Source organism: Streptococcus sp. HMSC066E07 (assembly GCF_001814695.1).
GTDB lineage: Bacteria > Bacillota > Bacilli > Lactobacillales > Streptococcaceae > Streptococcus > Streptococcus hominis.
Genome location: NZ_KV817430.1, coordinates 155,953 through 174,139, shown reverse-complemented (window position 1 = coordinate 174,139; position 18,187 = coordinate 155,953). Strand labels below are relative to the sequence as shown.

General features: G+C 39.0%; 12 protein-coding genes, 1 tRNA gene and 1 pseudogene. 13 read left to right on the top strand and 1 reads right to left on the bottom strand.

The window, feature by feature from the left end; genetic code table 11:
• The first annotated feature begins 7 nt into the window (after positions 1–7).
• The 8 genes from pyrE (at position 8) to HMPREF2984_RS03810 (ending at position 10,856) form a co-directional block, all read left to right on the top strand.
• Positions 8–637 (top strand): orotate phosphoribosyltransferase, encoded by a 630-nt coding sequence (gene pyrE / locus HMPREF2984_RS03845; RefSeq protein ID WP_059220664.1) that lies wholly within the window; start codon positions 8–10, stop codon positions 635–637.
• Positions 625–1,098: an ASCH domain-containing protein gene (locus HMPREF2984_RS03840; RefSeq protein WP_222611892.1), complete on the top strand. Its 474-nt coding sequence runs from the start codon at positions 625–627 to the stop codon at positions 1,096–1,098. The genes pyrE and HMPREF2984_RS03840 overlap by 13 nt, the downstream gene beginning before the upstream one ends.
• Before the next feature lie 76 nt (positions 1,099–1,174).
• Entirely contained in the window at positions 1,175–2,704 is a 1,530-nt protein-coding gene (locus tag HMPREF2984_RS03835) for a glycosyltransferase family protein (RefSeq protein ID WP_049533909.1), read from the top strand.
• Complete coding sequence (locus HMPREF2984_RS03830; protein WP_070670545.1) at positions 2,701–2,916, top strand: YozE family protein; 216 nt, start codon at positions 2,701–2,703, stop codon at positions 2,914–2,916. The genes HMPREF2984_RS03835 and HMPREF2984_RS03830 overlap by 4 nt, the downstream gene beginning before the upstream one ends.
• A 76-nt stretch (positions 2,917–2,992) precedes the next feature.
• Complete coding sequence (locus HMPREF2984_RS03825) at positions 2,993–4,057, top strand: PhoH family protein (protein WP_003042311.1); 1,065 nt, start codon at positions 2,993–2,995, stop codon at positions 4,055–4,057.
• Positions 4,058–4,184: 127 nt separating this feature from the next.
• Positions 4,185–4,685, top strand: a complete 501-nt coding sequence (locus HMPREF2984_RS03820; RefSeq protein WP_037607742.1) for a GNAT family N-acetyltransferase — start codon at positions 4,185–4,187, stop codon at positions 4,683–4,685.
• A gap of 2 nt (positions 4,686–4,687) precedes the next feature.
• On the top strand, positions 4,688–5,014 hold the full coding sequence (locus tag HMPREF2984_RS03815; RefSeq protein WP_049533911.1) for a TfoX/Sxy family protein: 327 nt from the start codon (positions 4,688–4,690) through the stop codon (positions 5,012–5,014).
• Positions 5,015–5,534: 520 nt separating this feature from the next.
• Complete coding sequence (locus HMPREF2984_RS03810; protein WP_070670542.1) at positions 5,535–10,856, top strand: Cna B-type domain-containing protein; 5,322 nt, start codon at positions 5,535–5,537, stop codon at positions 10,854–10,856.
• A 698-nt stretch (positions 10,857–11,554) separates the two neighbouring features.
• On the opposite strand, the gene ald is transcribed toward HMPREF2984_RS03810, so the two are convergent.
• Positions 11,555–12,670: an alanine dehydrogenase gene (gene ald / locus HMPREF2984_RS03805; RefSeq protein WP_059220675.1), complete on the bottom strand. Its 1,116-nt coding sequence runs from the start codon at positions 12,668–12,670 to the stop codon at positions 11,555–11,557.
• A gap of 130 nt (positions 12,671–12,800) precedes the next feature.
• Here ald and HMPREF2984_RS03800 point away from each other — a divergent pair, with 130 nt between their 5' ends.
• The 5 genes and pseudogenes from HMPREF2984_RS03800 to HMPREF2984_RS03775 all read left to right on the top strand — a co-directional run bounded on the left by HMPREF2984_RS03800 (position 12,801) and on the right by HMPREF2984_RS03775 (position 18,105).
• The gene (locus tag HMPREF2984_RS03800) at positions 12,801–13,370 is read left to right on the top strand and encodes a GNAT family N-acetyltransferase (protein WP_059220678.1); all 570 of its coding nucleotides are present in this window, start codon (positions 12,801–12,803) and stop codon (positions 13,368–13,370) included.
• Between the two features lie 144 nt (positions 13,371–13,514).
• Positions 13,515–13,587 (top strand) — tRNA-Thr (locus tag HMPREF2984_RS03795).
• Between the two features lie 41 nt (positions 13,588–13,628).
• A pseudogene (locus HMPREF2984_RS03785) lies at positions 13,629–14,358 on the top strand (FAD-binding protein); the annotation flags it as partial.
• A gap of 283 nt (positions 14,359–14,641) precedes the next feature.
• Positions 14,642–16,372: an ABC transporter ATP-binding protein gene (locus tag HMPREF2984_RS03780; RefSeq protein WP_049533923.1), complete on the top strand. Its 1,731-nt coding sequence runs from the start codon at positions 14,642–14,644 to the stop codon at positions 16,370–16,372.
• Complete coding sequence (locus HMPREF2984_RS03775; protein WP_049533926.1) at positions 16,369–18,105, top strand: ABC transporter ATP-binding protein; 1,737 nt, start codon at positions 16,369–16,371, stop codon at positions 18,103–18,105. The genes HMPREF2984_RS03780 and HMPREF2984_RS03775 overlap by 4 nt, the downstream gene beginning before the upstream one ends.
• Positions 18,106–18,187: the final 82 nt, after the last annotated feature.

Sequence of the window (18,187 nt, the reverse complement as noted above, 5' to 3'; positions counted from 1 at the left end):
AGAAATCATGACTTTAGCAAAAGATATTGCCCGTGACTTACTGAAAATTGAGGCTGTTTACTTGAAACCGGAAGAACCTTTCACTTGGGCAAGCGGTATCAAGTCTCCAATTTATACAGACAATCGTGTGACCTTAGCCTATCCAGAAACGCGGACCTTGATTGAAAATGGTTTTGTAGAGAAAATCAAGACTGAATTTCCAGAAGCAGAAGTCATTGCTGGAACAGCGACAGCAGGTATTCCTCACGGTGCAATTATTGCAGATAAGATGAACTTACCGTTTGCCTATATCCGTAGCAAACCAAAAGACCACGGTGCTGGAAATCAGATTGAAGGTCGGGTAAAATCAGGTCAAAAAATGGTCGTGGTTGAGGATTTAATTTCAACTGGTGGTTCCGTTTTGGATGCCGTTGCAGCAGCGAAGCGGGAAGGTGCAGATGTCATTGGAGTAGTGGCTATTTTCACTTATGAATTGCCTAGAGCAGAAAAGAATTTTTCGGATGCAGGTGTGAAACTAGTGACCTTATCTAACTATACTGAATTGATTAATCTGGCGGAACAAGAAGGCTATGTTTCAGCAGAAGGATTGGCACTACTTGAGAAATTTAAGCATGATCAAGAAAATTGGGAGGGATAAGGAAAATAAATCTAGTAGAACTAAGTAGGAAGTATCCTCAGGCAGAAGTTTGGGCACATCCAGATGAATTTCCAGACTTATATGATTTGACATTGAGAGGAACTAAGCAAGCGACAAGTTCTTGGTTTGAAGAGTATGAAAAAGACAAGGTATCGTTACCTAAAGTTGGAGAAGTCTCCATCATGCTAGATAGAATGGAGAATCCTAGTCGAGCCTTGGTTATGGTGACAAACAAAGTTCTTGTCCGTCCCTTTCATCAAGTGACAGCAGAAGAAGCTTTTTTAGAAGGGGAAGGCAATCGTAGTTTAAGAGATTGGCAGACTATTTTTGGGGATTATTGGCGTAAAACCTTGCCAGAAGAAGGATTAGAATTTTCAGAGTCTGGTTTGGTTGTTACAGAAATTTTTACTGTTTTAGAAGATTATCTTTTAGACAATGAAGAAAACGGACGTAGCAAGTAATTAGACGTTAAGCAGCAATCTGACGATTGTTGTTTTTAAAATAGCGGAATAAATTAGATTTTGATATAATGGGCCTATGCTAAAAATGTACTCTTTTTTCTTTGGAATCTTGCAAAAAATCATGTTACTTGTGTGCTTGCATTGGTTTTTTACTGCGATTATTCATCTAGGGACAATTTCTAGTCTGGCTTTGATTGGAGTGACAATACTAGCGTTTCTGGCTTATCGTTATCTAGAAAATTTTAAAAAATGCTACCACTACCTGATGAAGCACAAAGTTGCTATTATGATAGCGGTGATTATATTTCAGTTAGCAATGCTTTTGTCTGCTCAATTGTTGATTCGGCGAGATGCAGCAGTTGTTTTTAACGGCGCTTTTAAGTACTTAAAAGAATCTTCTATTTCCAGCTATTTGACACGCAATCCGAATAATCTGTTTCTCTTTTTGTATGAGCGCTTTTTTTATAATATCTTTGGAAGCTCAGCTTTATGGATTTTGCAGGGATTAAATATATTTTATGCCGATATAACGGCACTCATTTTGTACAAGGGAATGAAAAAATATGTGAGTGAGTCTGCTGCTGATGTGACATTTAGTTTGTATGTGTTGCTAGTTGGCTTTTCACCTTATTTTTATTCGATGTACACGGATATATGGCCTCTTCCGCTCATTGCTTTACAAATATTCTTACTTTTTGATTTACTTGGGCTTCGATGGCAGGATAAGAGGGTACTCTTCATAAAGACAATCAGATTAGGTTTGATAAGTGGGCTTGCAGTGCTGATACGACCAACTGTGTTGATTGTTATTATGGCAGGTTTTATTTTGCTGTTGTTCAAAAAGGAATGGAAGAAATTTATCCTAATCTTTTTCACCTTTCTCCTATCGTTTGGCGTAACTTCTATCGGCGGAAACTATCTGAAAGCGACGCAAACAGAAGTGACATTGATACAAGAGAAAGGATTGTCTAAAAGTCCTCTGCTCTTTATTGACTTAGGGTTGACTTTTATTGGACACGATCAAGAAGACATGAAAGAGGGTTTGCTTCAATACATTGATGTGGATCAGAGAGAACAGTATAATAATGGAATGTTTAAGCAAGAAAATGTAAAAAAAGAAATCAAACGACGTTTAAAAGAGTATTCATTTTTTGGATTTCTCAATCATCTTTACTATAAGCATTCATTAACTGTTTCAGAAGGAACTCTAGGCTGGTTGTATCGAGATGTGGAATATGAAAAAACGCCCTATATTTCTCCTCTTTATCCTTATACAAAAAAGAATCCTGTGGCGCAGTTTATCAGAACTTATTTTCTGAGTGTCGATAAGAATGAGTATCGGTATTATGAGATTGTGAAGCAGGTTATTTGGATTGTGATGAGTCTGGGACTTGTTTTTGCCTTGTGGAAATATCGTGCAAATGATAAATTGAATTGTATCAGTCTTGCAGTTTTTGGAGGTTTGTTGTTTTTGCTCATTTTTGAAGGTGGAAAGACGCGGTATTTGATTCAATTTTTACCCCAAATCATCATATTGTCTGCATTAGGTTTGACTGAATATTTACCAGATTGGTTAAAAAGTAAGAAAGGAGAAAAGATAGAATGAGAAAATCGTTTTACACTTGGTTGATGACGGAGCGTAATCCCAAAAGCAAAGCGCCCAAGGCAATACTCGCCGATTTAGTTTTTCATGAACCGACTTTTCCTAAGCATACGGATGATTTTGATGAAGTTAGCCGCTATTTAGAAGAGCATGCTGACTTTTCCTTTAATCTTAGCGATTTTGATGTGATTTGGGAAGAATATCAGGCTCATTAGTTCAGAGAAATGATAGAATTTTCCGAGTTACTTTGCTATAATAATAGTAAATAATGTGAAGAAAGAGGTTCTTTATTTGCAAGAACATTCAGTAGAAATTACCTTACAGCATCCGGATGATGCTTTTCATCTTTTTGGTTCCAATGAACGTCACTTGCGTTTAATGGAACAGGAGTTACAGGTAACTATTCATGCAAGGACGGAGGTTGTCCAGATTATCGGTAGCGAAGCAGCTTGTGAGGAGACTCGCCAGGTGCTTCAAGCTCTGCTAGTTTTGGTGAATCGCGGGATGACGATTGGGACACCAGATGTAGTGACGGCTATTACCATGGTCAAAAATGGTGAAATTGATAAGTTTGTGGCTCTGTATGAGGAAGAAATTATCAAAGATTCTTATGGCAAGCCCATTCGTGTCAAGACCCTAGGGCAGAAAGTGTATGTCGATAGCATTAAGAATCATGATGTTGTCTTTGGGATTGGACCAGCAGGGACAGGGAAGACCTTTCTTGCGGTGACCTTGGCGGTGACAGCTCTCAAACGCGGTCAGGTCAAGCGGATTATTTTGACTCGCCCGGCGGTTGAAGCAGGGGAAAGTCTTGGTTTCTTGCCAGGAGATCTAAAAGAAAAAGTAGATCCTTATCTGAGACCCGTTTACGATGCACTCTTCCAAATTCTTGGGAAAGAACAGACTACGCGCCTTATGGAGCGAGAAATCATTGAGATAGCCCCTTTAGCTTATATGCGTGGACGAACATTGGATGATGCCTTTGTCATCTTAGATGAAGCGCAAAATACGACCATTATGCAGATGAAGATGTTTTTGACCCGACTTGGTTTTAATTCCAAGATGATTGTCAATGGAGATATTAGTCAGATTGACTTGCCGAAGAACAGTAAATCAGGCCTCATTGATGCGACAGAGAAATTGAAACATATCAAGCAGATTGATTTTGTGTATTTATCTGCAAAAGATGTTGTGCGTCATCCTGTGGTTGCAGAGATTATCCAAGCTTATGAACATTCTACTGAAATGGCGCATCATCATTTTTCTAAAGAAGAGAATTCAAGTTTAGCTAGCCACGAAATCGTCGGCGAGCCAGTCAAGGAGTCGGAAGATGATGAAGGGCTATCTCTTGACTAATCTGAACAAGTTGCACACGACTAATTTTGGGGAAGTACGCTTGCAAAAGAATCTGCTACGTGACTGATGGCTATCAATGCATCTTCCTATGTCATAATCACAGGACACAGAAAGTAAGAATTAAAAAATGATTGACCAACTATCTAAGCATTACAGCTGTAGAATACTAACTGAAAAGGATATTCCAAGTATTTTATCTTTATATGAAAGCAATCCTCTATATTTTCAGTATTGTCCACCAAAGCCAAATTTGGCAAGTGTAAAAGAGGACATGCTTCGTCTACCTGAAGGTAAAGCTAAGGCTGATAAGTTTTATGTTGGCTTTTGGGATAGCTCTAACCTTGTAGCTGTTATGGATTTTGTCTATGCCTATCCTGATGAGGAGACAGTTTTTATTGGTCTATTTATGGTTAATCAGACCTATCAAGGGAAAGGTATTGGCAGCCAGATTGTGACAGAAGCGCTAACCTATTTTGCTAAAAACTTTCGAAAAGCACGTTTGGCTTATATCAAGGGGAATCCACAATCTCAGCATTTTTGGAAAAAGCAGGGCTTCAAACCAATTGGAAGTGAGGTCAAGCAAGAACTCTATACGGGTGTTATCGTTGAACAGAGCTTAAGAGGTTAGAAATGGCATCAAGTAAAAACTATTTGGAATTTGTTTTGGAGCAATTATCGGGATTAGATGATGTGGCTTACCGTTCTATGATGGGAGAGTATATTCTTTACTTCCGTGGTAAGATTATTGGTGGTATTTATGATAATCGCTTTTTAGTTAAACCTGTGCAAGCAGTTTTAGATAAGATTGACCAACCTTCGTTTGAGTTTCCATACGAAGGTGCCAAAGAAATGATTTTAGTGGAAGACCTTGAAAATAAGGTGTTTCTAGAAGATTTAATTTTAGCCATGTATGATCAACTGCCAATGCCCAAACCTAAAAAGAAAAAGCAAATGTGAACAAAGCAACAAAGAAGCCTGCTAAGGGCTTTTTTGTTATGGCTAAAAAAGGAAACCAATTTACCAGATATAGCTCCGAATTTAAATGATAGGTGGTGGAAGATTACCCCAGTGGATAAAACGTGGAAATGCATTTTTTATCTTATCAAAGTTTCAAAAGCTAAAAACATTTCGCTTGATGACTTTGAAGAGGTTGTTGCTAGTCTCTAGCTTAGCGTTGGGGTATGGGAGTTCAAGAACGATGTTAGTATTGTTTTGGCCTTTCAGAAAGTTCATAATCTCCAGTGGACTTACTCGTTGTATGAATTTTATAGCACTTTTATTGTTTTGTTTCGTGAAATAGTCTTAATTACTTTATTCTTATCATAATAAAAATAAATCAAAGGGTGACAATCTGTCAAGAAAACTTCCTTAAAAGATATGTTTTTTTTAACTGATTTGAAGTATAATAGTAATTGTAGTATAGTATTGAAATTTATACTATTAGCTTATAAAAAATTAGAAAAAGGAGAAATTAATTATGAAGACAAAGAAGTGGATAATTTTCTTTTTATCTTTATTCACGGTCTTTACTGTTATAGGTTTCTGGAACGTCCAGCGGGTTTCTGCTGTCGACGTTACCGATAAGGCTAAAATCGAGGACTTGAAGATTACCATAGCATCTACAGGAAGTGAGACTGAAGGAATTCATGGTTCAAACGATACTTTGATGAAATTGAAATATTCAGGTAAATTCTCATTTCCCAATGTGGCAGCTAATGAAATCGAGAATGGTGATTACTTTATCGTAAAGGCTCCAGATAACTTGAGTTTGACAGATAGTAGTCTGGATCTCATCGATAAAAATTCAAATACAAAGATGGGAACTGTGAAGGTAGAAAGTGCCAACCATCGGCTAGTATTTACCTTCAATGACAAGGTGAAGGACAAGCAAAATATCCGTGGGGACTTTGTTGCAGAAGCAACTGAAACGCTCAAAAAAGAGGGGAAAACGGTTACCTATGTTTTACCAGATGGTAAAAAACAGACCATCACGTATAAAGTGAATAAATATCAACAGACTGAAGTGATTGGAGAAACTATTACAAAGTACGGTTATAACGATAACAATAAGGCGAGGGCACATTTTCAAATGAAAATTAATCGCGCTAAGAAAGATATGACTGGACATGTGGTAAAAATTACGGATGATGTTTCAAAGGGAGCCTTCGCTAACTATGTGGAAGATACTTTCTATATGTATGAAGCAGAATTTGAGACGACGAATACGAATTCATCTGCTCTTAAACATATAGGTGATAAATACGAAATCACAACCGATCCGGAGGCATACAAGGCTGACTCAGATAAAAAGGCTTTGTTGACCTTTGTCAATGGGAAACGAGGATTTGAGTTGCTCATGCCGACCAATATGGGAACAAAGAGCTTTTTCTTAACGTATGATACGTCCTCACCAGCAGATACTTCAACGATAAGTAACTCAGCGCAGTACTTGATTGATAACCAACCACAACTTATTTGGGAAAAATACGGAGGTAGTACTGGAACCAAAACAGAAGCAACGTTTAATGTAAAGACGGTTAAATCTGTAGGTGCAACTGTTACTGCTGATATTGCTGGAAAGATCAAAATTACTAAATTCGATGAAGCTGATGCAGATGTTAAGTTGAAAGATGTTAAATTTGACATTATTGATAAAGCGACTAATAAAGTAGTTGATACAGTGGTAACGGATGAAAACGGTATTGCTCTTTCAAAGGCTCTCAATGATGGGAAGTATATTGTCAAAGAAAAGAAAACGAAGTCGGGTTACATTGTTAATAGTCAAGAGTTTGAAGTAGAATTGAAAGAAGGAAAAGGTGTTCCGCTCAACATCTCTAATAAACGTGTGACAGTTGATTTTAAAGCAACCAAGACTTGGGTAGGCGGAAAGAAAACTGACTACAAAGAAGTCAAACTTGGCTTGTATGTCCACAAGAAAGGACAAACTGTTGCAGATTCAAAACCTGTCTCAGGGAACTATACTCCTGAGGTAACTGAGTCCAATGGTGTTTATACTTACGAGTGGAAAAATCAACTACCTAAGTATGATGTAGATGGAACCACAGAGTTAGTCTACTCTGTTCGCGAACTTCAAGATGAGACAGCTTTGCCTTTGGAAGGAAATGAAAAAGTCGAAATAGGTAGCCACAACTACGTTGTCTCTTACAATGACGAGATGACCAAAATCACCAATACTTATCTTCCTCCACAGACAAATGTGACTGCTAAGAAAGTCTGGACTGGTGGTAAGGCTGATGCCCGTCCAAAATTCTATTTCAAACTGTATCGTACATTAGAAGGTGGAACTGAGGAAGCTGTAGCTGATGCTGAGAAGAAAGAAGTTCCAAAGACAGATGGAACTGTTGAATGGACCAATCTTCCTGCGACAGATGCAAATGCTACGAAGTACACTTATAGTGTTAAAGAAGTAGATGCTCAGGAAAAACCAGTCACTACCGTAGGCGGCTACACAGCCAATCAAACAGATGCTACGACTGTCACAAATACATATAAATTATTACCAACTAAAACTGATATCTTCGTTGATAAAGAATTGACTGGTAATCGTCCGACTCCTCTTCAAGCAGATGAATTTGAATTCATCTTGAAAGATGAGAAAGGAACCGAAGTTCAACGCGCTAAAAATGATGCCAATGGTCATGTTGTCTTCAAGGATATTCCTTTCGACAAGGAAGGACAGTACAAATTCACTATTGTTGAAGCTCATGCTGGTCAAACGATTAACGGTGTGACTCACGATTCAAGAAGTGTTCACGTCACCGTTTCTGTGTATGATCCTGGACAAGGTAAACTTGTTGCAACCCCTCTTTATAACCAGATTTCTGCTTTAATAGCTCCTTTTGCGAATTTCGCAAGTTCTGACTCATTGCTTCCTCCTGGAGCCATTTCTGTCATTGATAATGGTGGAATTCAGAAATTCGTAAATACTTATAAAGCAACTAAAGTGAAAGTTCCTGTTGCTGCAACGAAAACGTTGATCAATAAGAACACAAATGAACCGATTCAGCTTCAAGGTGACGAGTTTGAATTCACTTTGACTGACTCAAACGGTGTGGTTCAAGATACTAAGAAGAATGACAAGGACGGAAAAGTTAAGTTTAAAGAGTTGACCTTCAATGAATCAGGCACTTATACTTATAAGATTGCTGAGAAAGCGGGTAATGCTACAGGTATCAAGTACGATACTAAAACCATCACAGCCACAGTGACTGTAGTGGACAATGGTAAAGGTGTCCTTAAAGCAACTGTTGCTTACGACGATGAAAAAGCATTCGAGAATACCTACACTCCAGCAGGTACTACATCAGTTACTCTTGGAGCGAAGAAAGTTCTAAAAGATAAAGCGCTAGAAGCAGGTAAGTATAGTTTTGTTCTAAAAGAAGGTGACAAAGTCCTTCAAACAGTCACTAATGAAGCAAATGGCAATATCTCATTTGCCCCATTGACTTACGACGAAAATCAAGTTGGTACACATAAGTACACCGTTTCAGAAGTTTCTGGAAATGAAGCGGGAGTAACTTATGATTCAACGGTTTACGAAGTAGAAGTCAGGGTTGAAAAAGTCAGTGCTACTGAATTAAAAGCAACCGTTTCTAAACAAGCCAGTGACCTTGTCTTCACGAACAAATACACTCCAGCTAAAACACAAATTCCAGTGAAAAAAGTATGGAATGATGCCGATAACCAAGATGGCAAACGCCCAGCTTCTATCACAGTAAAACTCCTCGCAGATGGCACGGATACTGGAAAAACACTTGAATTGTCAGAAGCTAATGGCTGGGCAGGTAGCTTCACAGATTTAGATGCAGATAAAGGCGGAACTTCGATTGATTATAAAGTAGTTGAAGTTAGCTCAGTAGCTGGTTATACAAGTGAAATCAGCGGAGATGCAGCAACTGGCTTTACAATCACGAACAAATATACTCCAGAAACGATTGACATTAAAGCCACAAAGAACTGGGATGATGCCAATAACCAAGATGGCAAACGTCCGAAATCGATTACGGTCAACCTCTTGGCTGACGGTGAAAAAGTAGCTTCCAAAGAAGTGAAAGCGGCAGCTGACGGCGCTTGGTCTACAGTCTTTACAAAACTTCCTAAATTCAAAGCAGGCAAGGTGATTAAATATAGCCTGACCGAAGAAGTCGTTTCTGAATATACTAGCGAAATCAATGATTTCAATATTACCAACAAATACACACCAAAAATGATTGATTATCAAGTGACGAAAACTTGGAATGACAATAATAACCAAGATGGCAAACGTCCAGACCATATCACGGTTCACTTGATGAAGACAGTTGGTGGTGTGACTACCGAAGTTGAGAAATATGATATCAAAGTCGCTGAAGCAGACCCAGCGAATGGCAATGTTTGGAAACATACCTTTACTAATCTTCCAAAATACGAAGCAGGTCAAGAAATTGTCTATTCTGTCAAGGAAGATGCTGTAGCAGGATATGAAACATCTATCAAGGGTCAAGAAATCACAAACACCCATGAACCAGAAACAATCGTCATTTCTGGTAAGAAAGTCTGGGAAGATGCTAACAACCAAGACGGCAAGCGAACCAAAACAGTCAAGGTTCAAATTCTGAAAGGCGGCACAATCGTTGATGAAGTTGAAACTTCAGAAGAAAAAGGTTGGGCTTTTGAATCCAAACCATTACCGAAGTATGAAAATGGTAAAGAAATCGAATATGATGTCAAAGAAGTTGCCGTAGAATCTTACGAAAAGCCAATAGTTGAAAAATCTCAAGACGGCAAATACACAATTACCAACAAGCGTACCCCAGAAAAGGTAAACTTGACAGGTCAAAAGACTTGGAATGACAGTAATAACCAAGACAGAAAACGTCCTACTGAAATCAAAGTTCGCTTATTGGCAGATGGCAAAGACACAGGTAAAGTAGCAACAGCGAGCGAAGCAACTGATTGGAAATACAGCTTTGAAGGTTTGGATCGTTACAAGGATGGCAAAGAAATTGTTTACTCTGTTAAGGAAGTAGATGTACCAAAAGGCTATACCTCTAAAGCAAATGGCATGAATCTTGTCAACAGCTACATTCCAGCTACTACTTCAGTTAGCGGTCAAAAGACTTGGAATGACAGTAATAACCAAGACAGAAAACGTCCTACTGAAATCAAAGTTCGCTTATTGGCAGATGGCAAAGACACAGGTAAAGTAGCAACAGCGAGCGAAGCAACTGATTGGAAATACAGCTTTAAGGATTTGGATCGTTACAAAACTGGAAAAGAAATTGTTTATTCTGTTGAGGAAGTAGATGTAGCAAAAGGCTATACCTCTAAAGCAAATGGCATGAATCTTGTCAACAACTACACTCCAGCTACTACTTCAGTCAGCGGTCAAAAGACTTGGGAAGATGACAATGACAAAGACGGTCTTCGTCCAAAAGAGATTCAAGTAAGATTGCTTGCAAATGGTAAAGATACGGGCAAAGTAGCGACAGCAAGCGAAGCAACTGGATGGAAATATAGTTTTGAACAACTTGCCAAATATGAAGCAGGTAAGGAAATCACTTATACGGTGGAAGAAGTTGCGGTACCGAAAGGTTACACACCGAAGGTAGATGGTATGAATATCACGAATCGTCATACACCAGAGAAGCCACAAATTCCACAAACCCCACCAAGTACACCAGAGAAATCGAAGAAGAAAATTCTCCCTTCAACAGGTAGTCAAAATTCATTCTTTGCATTACTTGCAGGTCTGTTCACCTTAAGTGGAGCTGCTTACTTGTTAAAGAAGAAGGTGTAATTCTATCATCAGATAGAACAATGAAAGTCCATTAGAGAAATCTAGTGGGCTTTTTCAGGCTCATTGTCAACTGTAGTGGGTGACTAGATCTAAGATCGAGAGAGGGACGAAGTTCTCTCTTTTTGCTTGTTTTCACTCTGAAGCGACAGGGAGGCTACCAAGAGGGTCAGAAGGGAGCCAATAGAGGAAAGAATAGAGATTAGCAGTCCAAAGCTTCTTCGTTCATGATACTCTAAAGAGGTAAGAACAAGGAAGGAGAAGGAAATGGAGTTCAAGGAGTTGTATAGGAAGGTAAGGGGGATTGTTATAATAATGCTTTGTGTGAAAATTTCCTCTCACACTTCAAAAGTAAGTCCTTATGGTTACATCCACCGTTAGACAGAGAGGAACTGCTCAACCAAATCAAAAGTTAGACTGGTATAATAATGATAGACCATAAGAAAGATTAAAAGGTATGACTCCTAGGGAATATCAGGAGTCATACCTTTTAACAGTTACTTTTTTATCTGTCCATTTTAGATGGGGATTGACACCAAGAGTTTTTTATTATACAGACTCAATTTTTATATAAAAAGAGTCTAAGACACTATTTTTCTCAGACTCAAATTGTTCTTATAATAAAAGCAATGGTAGGTGATTATACAAAGCATTACTTTGAGGTGGTGGGTAGGACTTGGCGAAGCCATCCTTTTCGAAATTTATACTAATAAATCATTGATATCGGTGTAGTCACGCTTAAGCCCTTCTGCGACAGGTCGGTTAGTAATATATCCTTTATAAGTAGTAACTCCTTGTTGTAGACCCAAATCATCTGCAATAGCTTGTTCAAACCCTTTGTCCGCCAAAGCTTCAATGTAAGGAAGTGTTACATTTGTTAAAGCAAGAGTTGATGTGCGAGCAACAGCACCAGGTATGTTGGCAACTGCATAATGAAGCACGCCATGTTTTTCATAGACAGGTTCATCGTGAGTGGTTACACGATCAGCAGTTGCAACAACTCCACCTTGGTCAACGGCTACATCCACAATAACAGATCCAGGTCGCATTTTACTGACCATTTCATCAGTAACGAGCTTGGGAGCTTTGGCACCAGGGATTAATACTGCTCCAATCACTACATCGGCCTCTTTGACACTTTCAGCAATATTGAAAGAATTAGACATAAGGGTCTGGATTTGGTGGCCAAAAAGGTCTTCGAGTTCGGACAGGCGTTTAGCGCTGATATCAAGAATAGTGACCTGCGCTCCCAGTCCTAAAGCGATGCGAGCTGCGTGTGTTCCAACAACGCCCCCTCCAATGATAGTGACTTTTCCTTTAGGAACACCTGGCACACCGCCCAGTAGTACACCAGAACCACCTTCTTGTTTGGTTAGAAAGTGAGCTCCAATCTGTACAGCCATACGTCCTGCCACTTCACTCATGGGCACAAGCAAGGGGAGATGCCCCTCTTGGTCACGAACGGTTTCGTAAGCAATTCCTATTGTCTTGCTAATCGTCATAGCATCAGCTAATTCAGGTGCAGCAGCCATGTGCAGATAAGTGAAAAGCAAGAGATTGTCACGTAAGAAAACATATTCAGCAGCTAAGGGTTCTTTGACTTTGACAACTAGATCAGCTGTCCAAGCTTCGGCTGCAGTTGTAACAATTGTCGCTCCCTGTGCTTTGTAGTCAGCGTCTGTAAATCCAGAACCAAGACCAGCTTTGGTTTCAACCAAAACCTGATGACCTTTTTGGACGAGACTGTGAACGCCAGCTGGTGTTAAAGCAACACGATTCTCATTGTTTTTAATTTCTTTTGGAATACCGATTAACATAGATTTACTCCTTTTTTGAGATGTTTTTATTGTATATGAAAACGTTTTAAAAATCAAGGAAAAATTAGAAACATTGATTTCAGTGAGTATTTATGTTATGCTATGAGGCAACATAGGAGGTTCGTGCAAAATGGAAAGTATTTATCTAAAGCTAGCTGAAAACCGAACTTTGGAAACAGAGCGCCTGCTCCTACGACCTGTGACCTTAGATGACGCTGAGGCTATGTTTGAATATTCTTCTGATGAAGAAAATACTCGCTATACTTTTTTACCTAATAAAGATTTGGAAGAAACTAAAAATATTATTGCTCGTTTGTTTATGGGTCGACCACTTGGAAATTGGGGGATTGAGCTGAAGGAAAGTGGTAAACTGATTGGCAGCATTGACCTACACAAGCTGGATCCGGTCCTCAAAAAGGCAGCTATCGGCTATGTGATTCATAAGAATTACTGGAATCAGGGCTTGGCAACGGAAACATTGAAAGAAATAATTCGACTGGCTTTTGAAAGTTTGGATATGAATATGTTAGTAGCTCTCCATGATGTTGAAAATCCCGCTTCAGGACGAGTTATGGAAAAGGCTGGTATGAAGTTTTCCCATATTGACCCATACGCAGCACTCGATGAGCACGAGGAAGGTCGAATTTCTCAGAGAGCTTATTATCGTTTGACAAAGGAAGATTATTTTAAAAAATATTGATGTGAACGTGATATTTATAGGAAATTTTAATGGTGATTAGGTTCTTTTTGGGACGTTCTAACAAAAAGTTCTTTCTCTTATGATGAAAACATTTTTCAAATCTATTGACAAGAATCTGTCTGCATGATATAGTAGATGGGTACTGCTGATTTAGCTCAGTTGGCAGAGCGCATCCATGGTAAGGATGAGGTCGCCGGTTCGATCCCGGCAATTAGCATGATGAACAGGAAAAAGCCCAATTTTAATGGGCTTTTTTGCATTGGTGACGATATTAAGACATCAAATTCATCAGCTATTATAGGTGATGGTATTCTCTTAGGTCAAAGCGTTGGCACAGACCTAGTCGGTTTGGACTTCTATCAAATAATGCCGGAAAATAATGCTGGTATCTGACCCGATTACAGGCGCCTCCGGCTAACTTCATCATGGTCAATACTTAAGGAAAACGTTTTGTAGATGAGTACGGTAGTCGAGATAAATTGGACCAAGCAGCGATTGACAATGGCGGTCTTTTCTATCTGATTGCAGACGAAAATATCAAAGAAACGGCTTATAATACCAGTCAAGAAAAGATTGATGCGCAGGTAGCACATGGAATGATTTACCGATCAGATAGTTTGGAAGAGTTGGCTTAACAGCGACAAATGGAGCTACAGGTCTTTATCAAGACGATCACAGCTTATAATATTTATGTTGATGCGGGCTATGATCCTGAATTTGAAAAGGAAGCTTTCGATCTCAAGGTTGAAAAAGCACCGTTTTATGCCACTCTTCGAAAACCAGCCGTTCACCACACTATGGGTGGGCTTAAGATTGATACGGAAACACATGTTATCAATAAACAAGGACAAGTTATCCAAGGTCTCTATGCAGCTTGAAAGTAGCTGGCGGATTGCATGCCGGAAACCGTTTAGTTGGCAATTCTCTTACTGATATTTTCACTTTTGGACGTATCGCAGCCGAAACCGCTATTGCAGAGAAATGTTAATCTTGATTTTTAGGTAGAAATCCTCTCAGTTTTGGGAGGATTTTTTGTAAATATTCTTGACATGCATTTCTTTTAATGTTAAAGTATTAACTAATTAAAAGTAGAAAGGAGAATGTATCATGAATGATGTAAAACAAAACAGTACTCAGGTATATCATACGACAGAACTCCTTTTTAGCACAGCACTGTAATTTATTTTTGATGAAAAAATAAATAAAACAAGTAAGCTCAGGACAGGTTTATTCTGTCTTGGGCTTTTTTGTGCGTTTCGGGAAGGATTAGGATGATTAAAAGTTTGTTTGGATATATAAAAGAGCATAAATGGTTATATTTATCCATTGCTCTGGTTTTACTATTGTATGATTTTACCATGTTGATTCCAACACAGGTGATTCAGCGTTTGGTAGATCATCTGTCGCATCATACTTTGACACAGCAGAATTTAATTAGAGACGTTGGTTTGTTAGCTTTGGTGACAATTTGCAACTATCTGTCGGCTTACTATTGGCATTTAAAAATATTTCAGTCGTCTATTGACTATAAGTTTCTCATGCAAAGAAGAGCTTTTGAGAAATTGGTAGCTATGAGAACGCCTTTCTACGAAAAATTTCGTTCTGGCGATATTCTAACGCGTTTTTCAACAGATGTTGAGGGAATGATGGAGATGGTTGGTTATGGGATTGTCATTCTCTTATATGCTGGAGGCATGATTGCCTTTGTCATTCCGACCATGTTTTTTATCTCATGGGAAATTAGCTTACTGGCTATGCTTCCGCTTATGATATTGATGATATGGATTTATTTTCTTGGAAAAAAACAAGATAAATTAGTCGAAAATAATCGTGAAGCAGTGGCATCTTTGAATGATGAGGTACTGGAAACGATAGAGGGAGTCCGAGTTGCGCGTGCTTATAGCAAGAAAGCAACCCAGAAAGAACAGTTCCAATTGCGCACGAAAGCTTTATCTAAGGTCGGCGATCAAATTGCTGGCATTCAGTATCTTTACGCACCGCTCTCCTCTGTCTTTATCGCTTTATCAACGGTTATTGTGCTTCTTATTGGCGCTGCTTTTATAAAAACGGGACAGTTAACAATTGGGCAAGTGATTGCTCTTCAATTGTATATGATTAGCCTGATTGAACCTTTTTGGATGCTGTCGGATTTTATTTTGGTCTACCAAACAGGGAAAACGTCTTTTAAAAAGGTAACAGAACTGATTGAAACGACAGATGATATGGAAATGAGTGGAAAAGAGGAGCTGCAACATCTTATCTCTATTCGTTTTCAGGATTATCATTTCACTTACCCACAAGCAGAAAGGCCCAGCCTGCGTAATATAACTTGGCGAATCGAAGCAGGAAAAACGTATGGTATTGTTGGAAAAACTGGCTCTGGTAAAACGACCTTAGTTCGTCAGCTTCTTCAGCAATATCCTGTTGGACAAGGTGTATTTCAGATAAATGGAAAATCTGTCAGTCACTATTCACGTCAATCGATTGAAGCGATGATTGGTTATGTCTCTCAGGAGCATATTTTGTTTTCAAAATCCGTCAAAGACAATATTGCCTTTGGCAAAAGAAATGCGACATTAAGTGATATTGAGCAATCTATTGAAACAGCGGCATTTTCAGAAGATTTAAAACGAATGCCAGACGGGCTGGAAACTCTTATTGGTGAGAGGGGAGTGTCAATATCTGGCGGTCAAAAACAAAGAATTTCTTTAGCACGCGCCTTTATTAGACAACCAGAAGTCCTCATTTTGGATGATTCTTTGTCAGCAGTTGACGCTCAAACAGAGCGTCGAATTATCCAAAATCTTCAGGATATGCGAGCGAATCAGACAACAATCATTGTGACGCACCGTTTGTCAGCTATCCAGCAGGCAGACTGGGCTCTTGTCTTAGAAGATGGACAAATTGTAGAAGAAGGGACTCCGAACCAGTTGCTAAATAAAGGAGGCTGGTATGCCGAACAATATCAGCGGCAGCAACATCAGAAAGGAGGGAGCGAATGAGTATCATTAGCCGTTTATTAAAAGAACTAAAAGTTGTTCGAATTGCATTCTTTCTTGCGGTTGGAATTGCTGTCTTAGCAACAGTGACTAGTCAACTGTCCCCTCTCTTTTTGAGAAATATGATAGACGGACCGCTTACACAGATTGGAAACGGAAAAGATAGTCAGGATCAGCTTTTGCAATTAGCTGGATTATACATAATTGCTGTAGTTTTGGGGAGCGCCTTGACTTACTTAGGCGACCGACTTTTAGCGCATTGTGGCAACAAAGTAGCCGAACATCTGAGAAATGAAGCTTATCAAGTCATGCAAAATTTGCCGATTTCTTACTTTGATGATAAGCCGGCAGGTAAGATTGCAACCAGAATTGTAAATGATACGGAAACCTTACGAAGACAATTTTATGCTAGTTTAGTTAGTGTTTTGATTCAAGTTCTTCGGATTGTTTTTACCTACGCTTTATTGTTTTACCTTAGTCCGCTTGCTGCCTCGGTACTTTTGCTATTGCTTCCTGCTTTTTATGGGATACAAGTATTTTATAAAAAACTAACGGACAAGCCGATGAAAGACTTTTATGATTCACGGAGTGACATCAATAATCAAGTGAATGAATTGATGCATGGAGCTAGTCTGATACAGCTATATCATCAGGAAAAAATAGTTCTTTCAGAATTTGATGCAACTGCCCGAAAAATGAGCCAAGCTGATAAACAAATTGTATGGGTAAGCGCTCTTTCGTCTTGGCCGTTAACGGAATTTTTGAAAAATGCAGTGCTTGCTGTTATTTTGACGATAGTTGGCCAGCAATTTTTAGGCGGTCATAGCGTTATTACCGCAGGTGTACTGTTTGTCTATCTAAATTATATTATTGATTTATTTGAGATGATGGGTTTTCTGGTTCGGCTTTTTCCGAATGTACAACGATCATTGGAAACAGGAAAACGAGTTTTAGAATTGCTAGATCAACCTCAGGAAGCGGATGAGAAAACGCAGTTAACAGTCAATAAAGGTGAGGTTGTGTTTGAACATGTGAGCTTTGCGTATGAGAAAGGCAAGACTATTCTGCATGATATTAGCTTTAAGGCAAAGCAAGGGGAGACGATTGCTTTGGTGGGACATACCGGCTCTGGAAAATCTTCTATCATGAACCTACTTTATCGTTTCTACGATCCTCAAAAAGGGAAAATATATATTGATCAACAAGACATCCAACAATATTCTCGGGAAAGTCTTCGTAGTCACATGGGAATTGTCTTGCAAGATCCTTATCTATTCACGGGAACGCTAGCAAGCAATGTAGCGATGACTCATTCAGGCATCAATCGTGAAAAAGTCCTGGAAGCTTTAGAAAAGGTCGGTGCAGGGGACTTGCTGGCTCGTTGTAAAAAAGGAATTGATGAACCTGTAAGGGATAAAGGGGCAGCATTTTCGAGCGGTGAACGGCAATTGATTTCATTTGCTCGAACTCTCTACGCTAATCCCAAAATTTTAATATTGGACGAAGCAACTTCTCATATTGATACAGAAACCGAAGAAATGATTCAAAAAGCAATGGCTGTGGTAAAGGAGGGGAGGACAACTTTTATCATTGCTCACCGTTTGTCCACCATTCAAGATGCAGACCAAATTTTGGTTATTTCTGAAGGAAAGATTGTGGAGAGAGGGAAACATGATACATTGGTAAAACAAAATGGAATCTATGCTCAAATGAGCCGTCTCCAGCAACAAGTATAAGTTTTGAAAGAAAAAATGTGCAATAAAGAGCAGAACTAAATAGTAAATGATTTATAAATCAGGCATCCCTATCTGAAATATG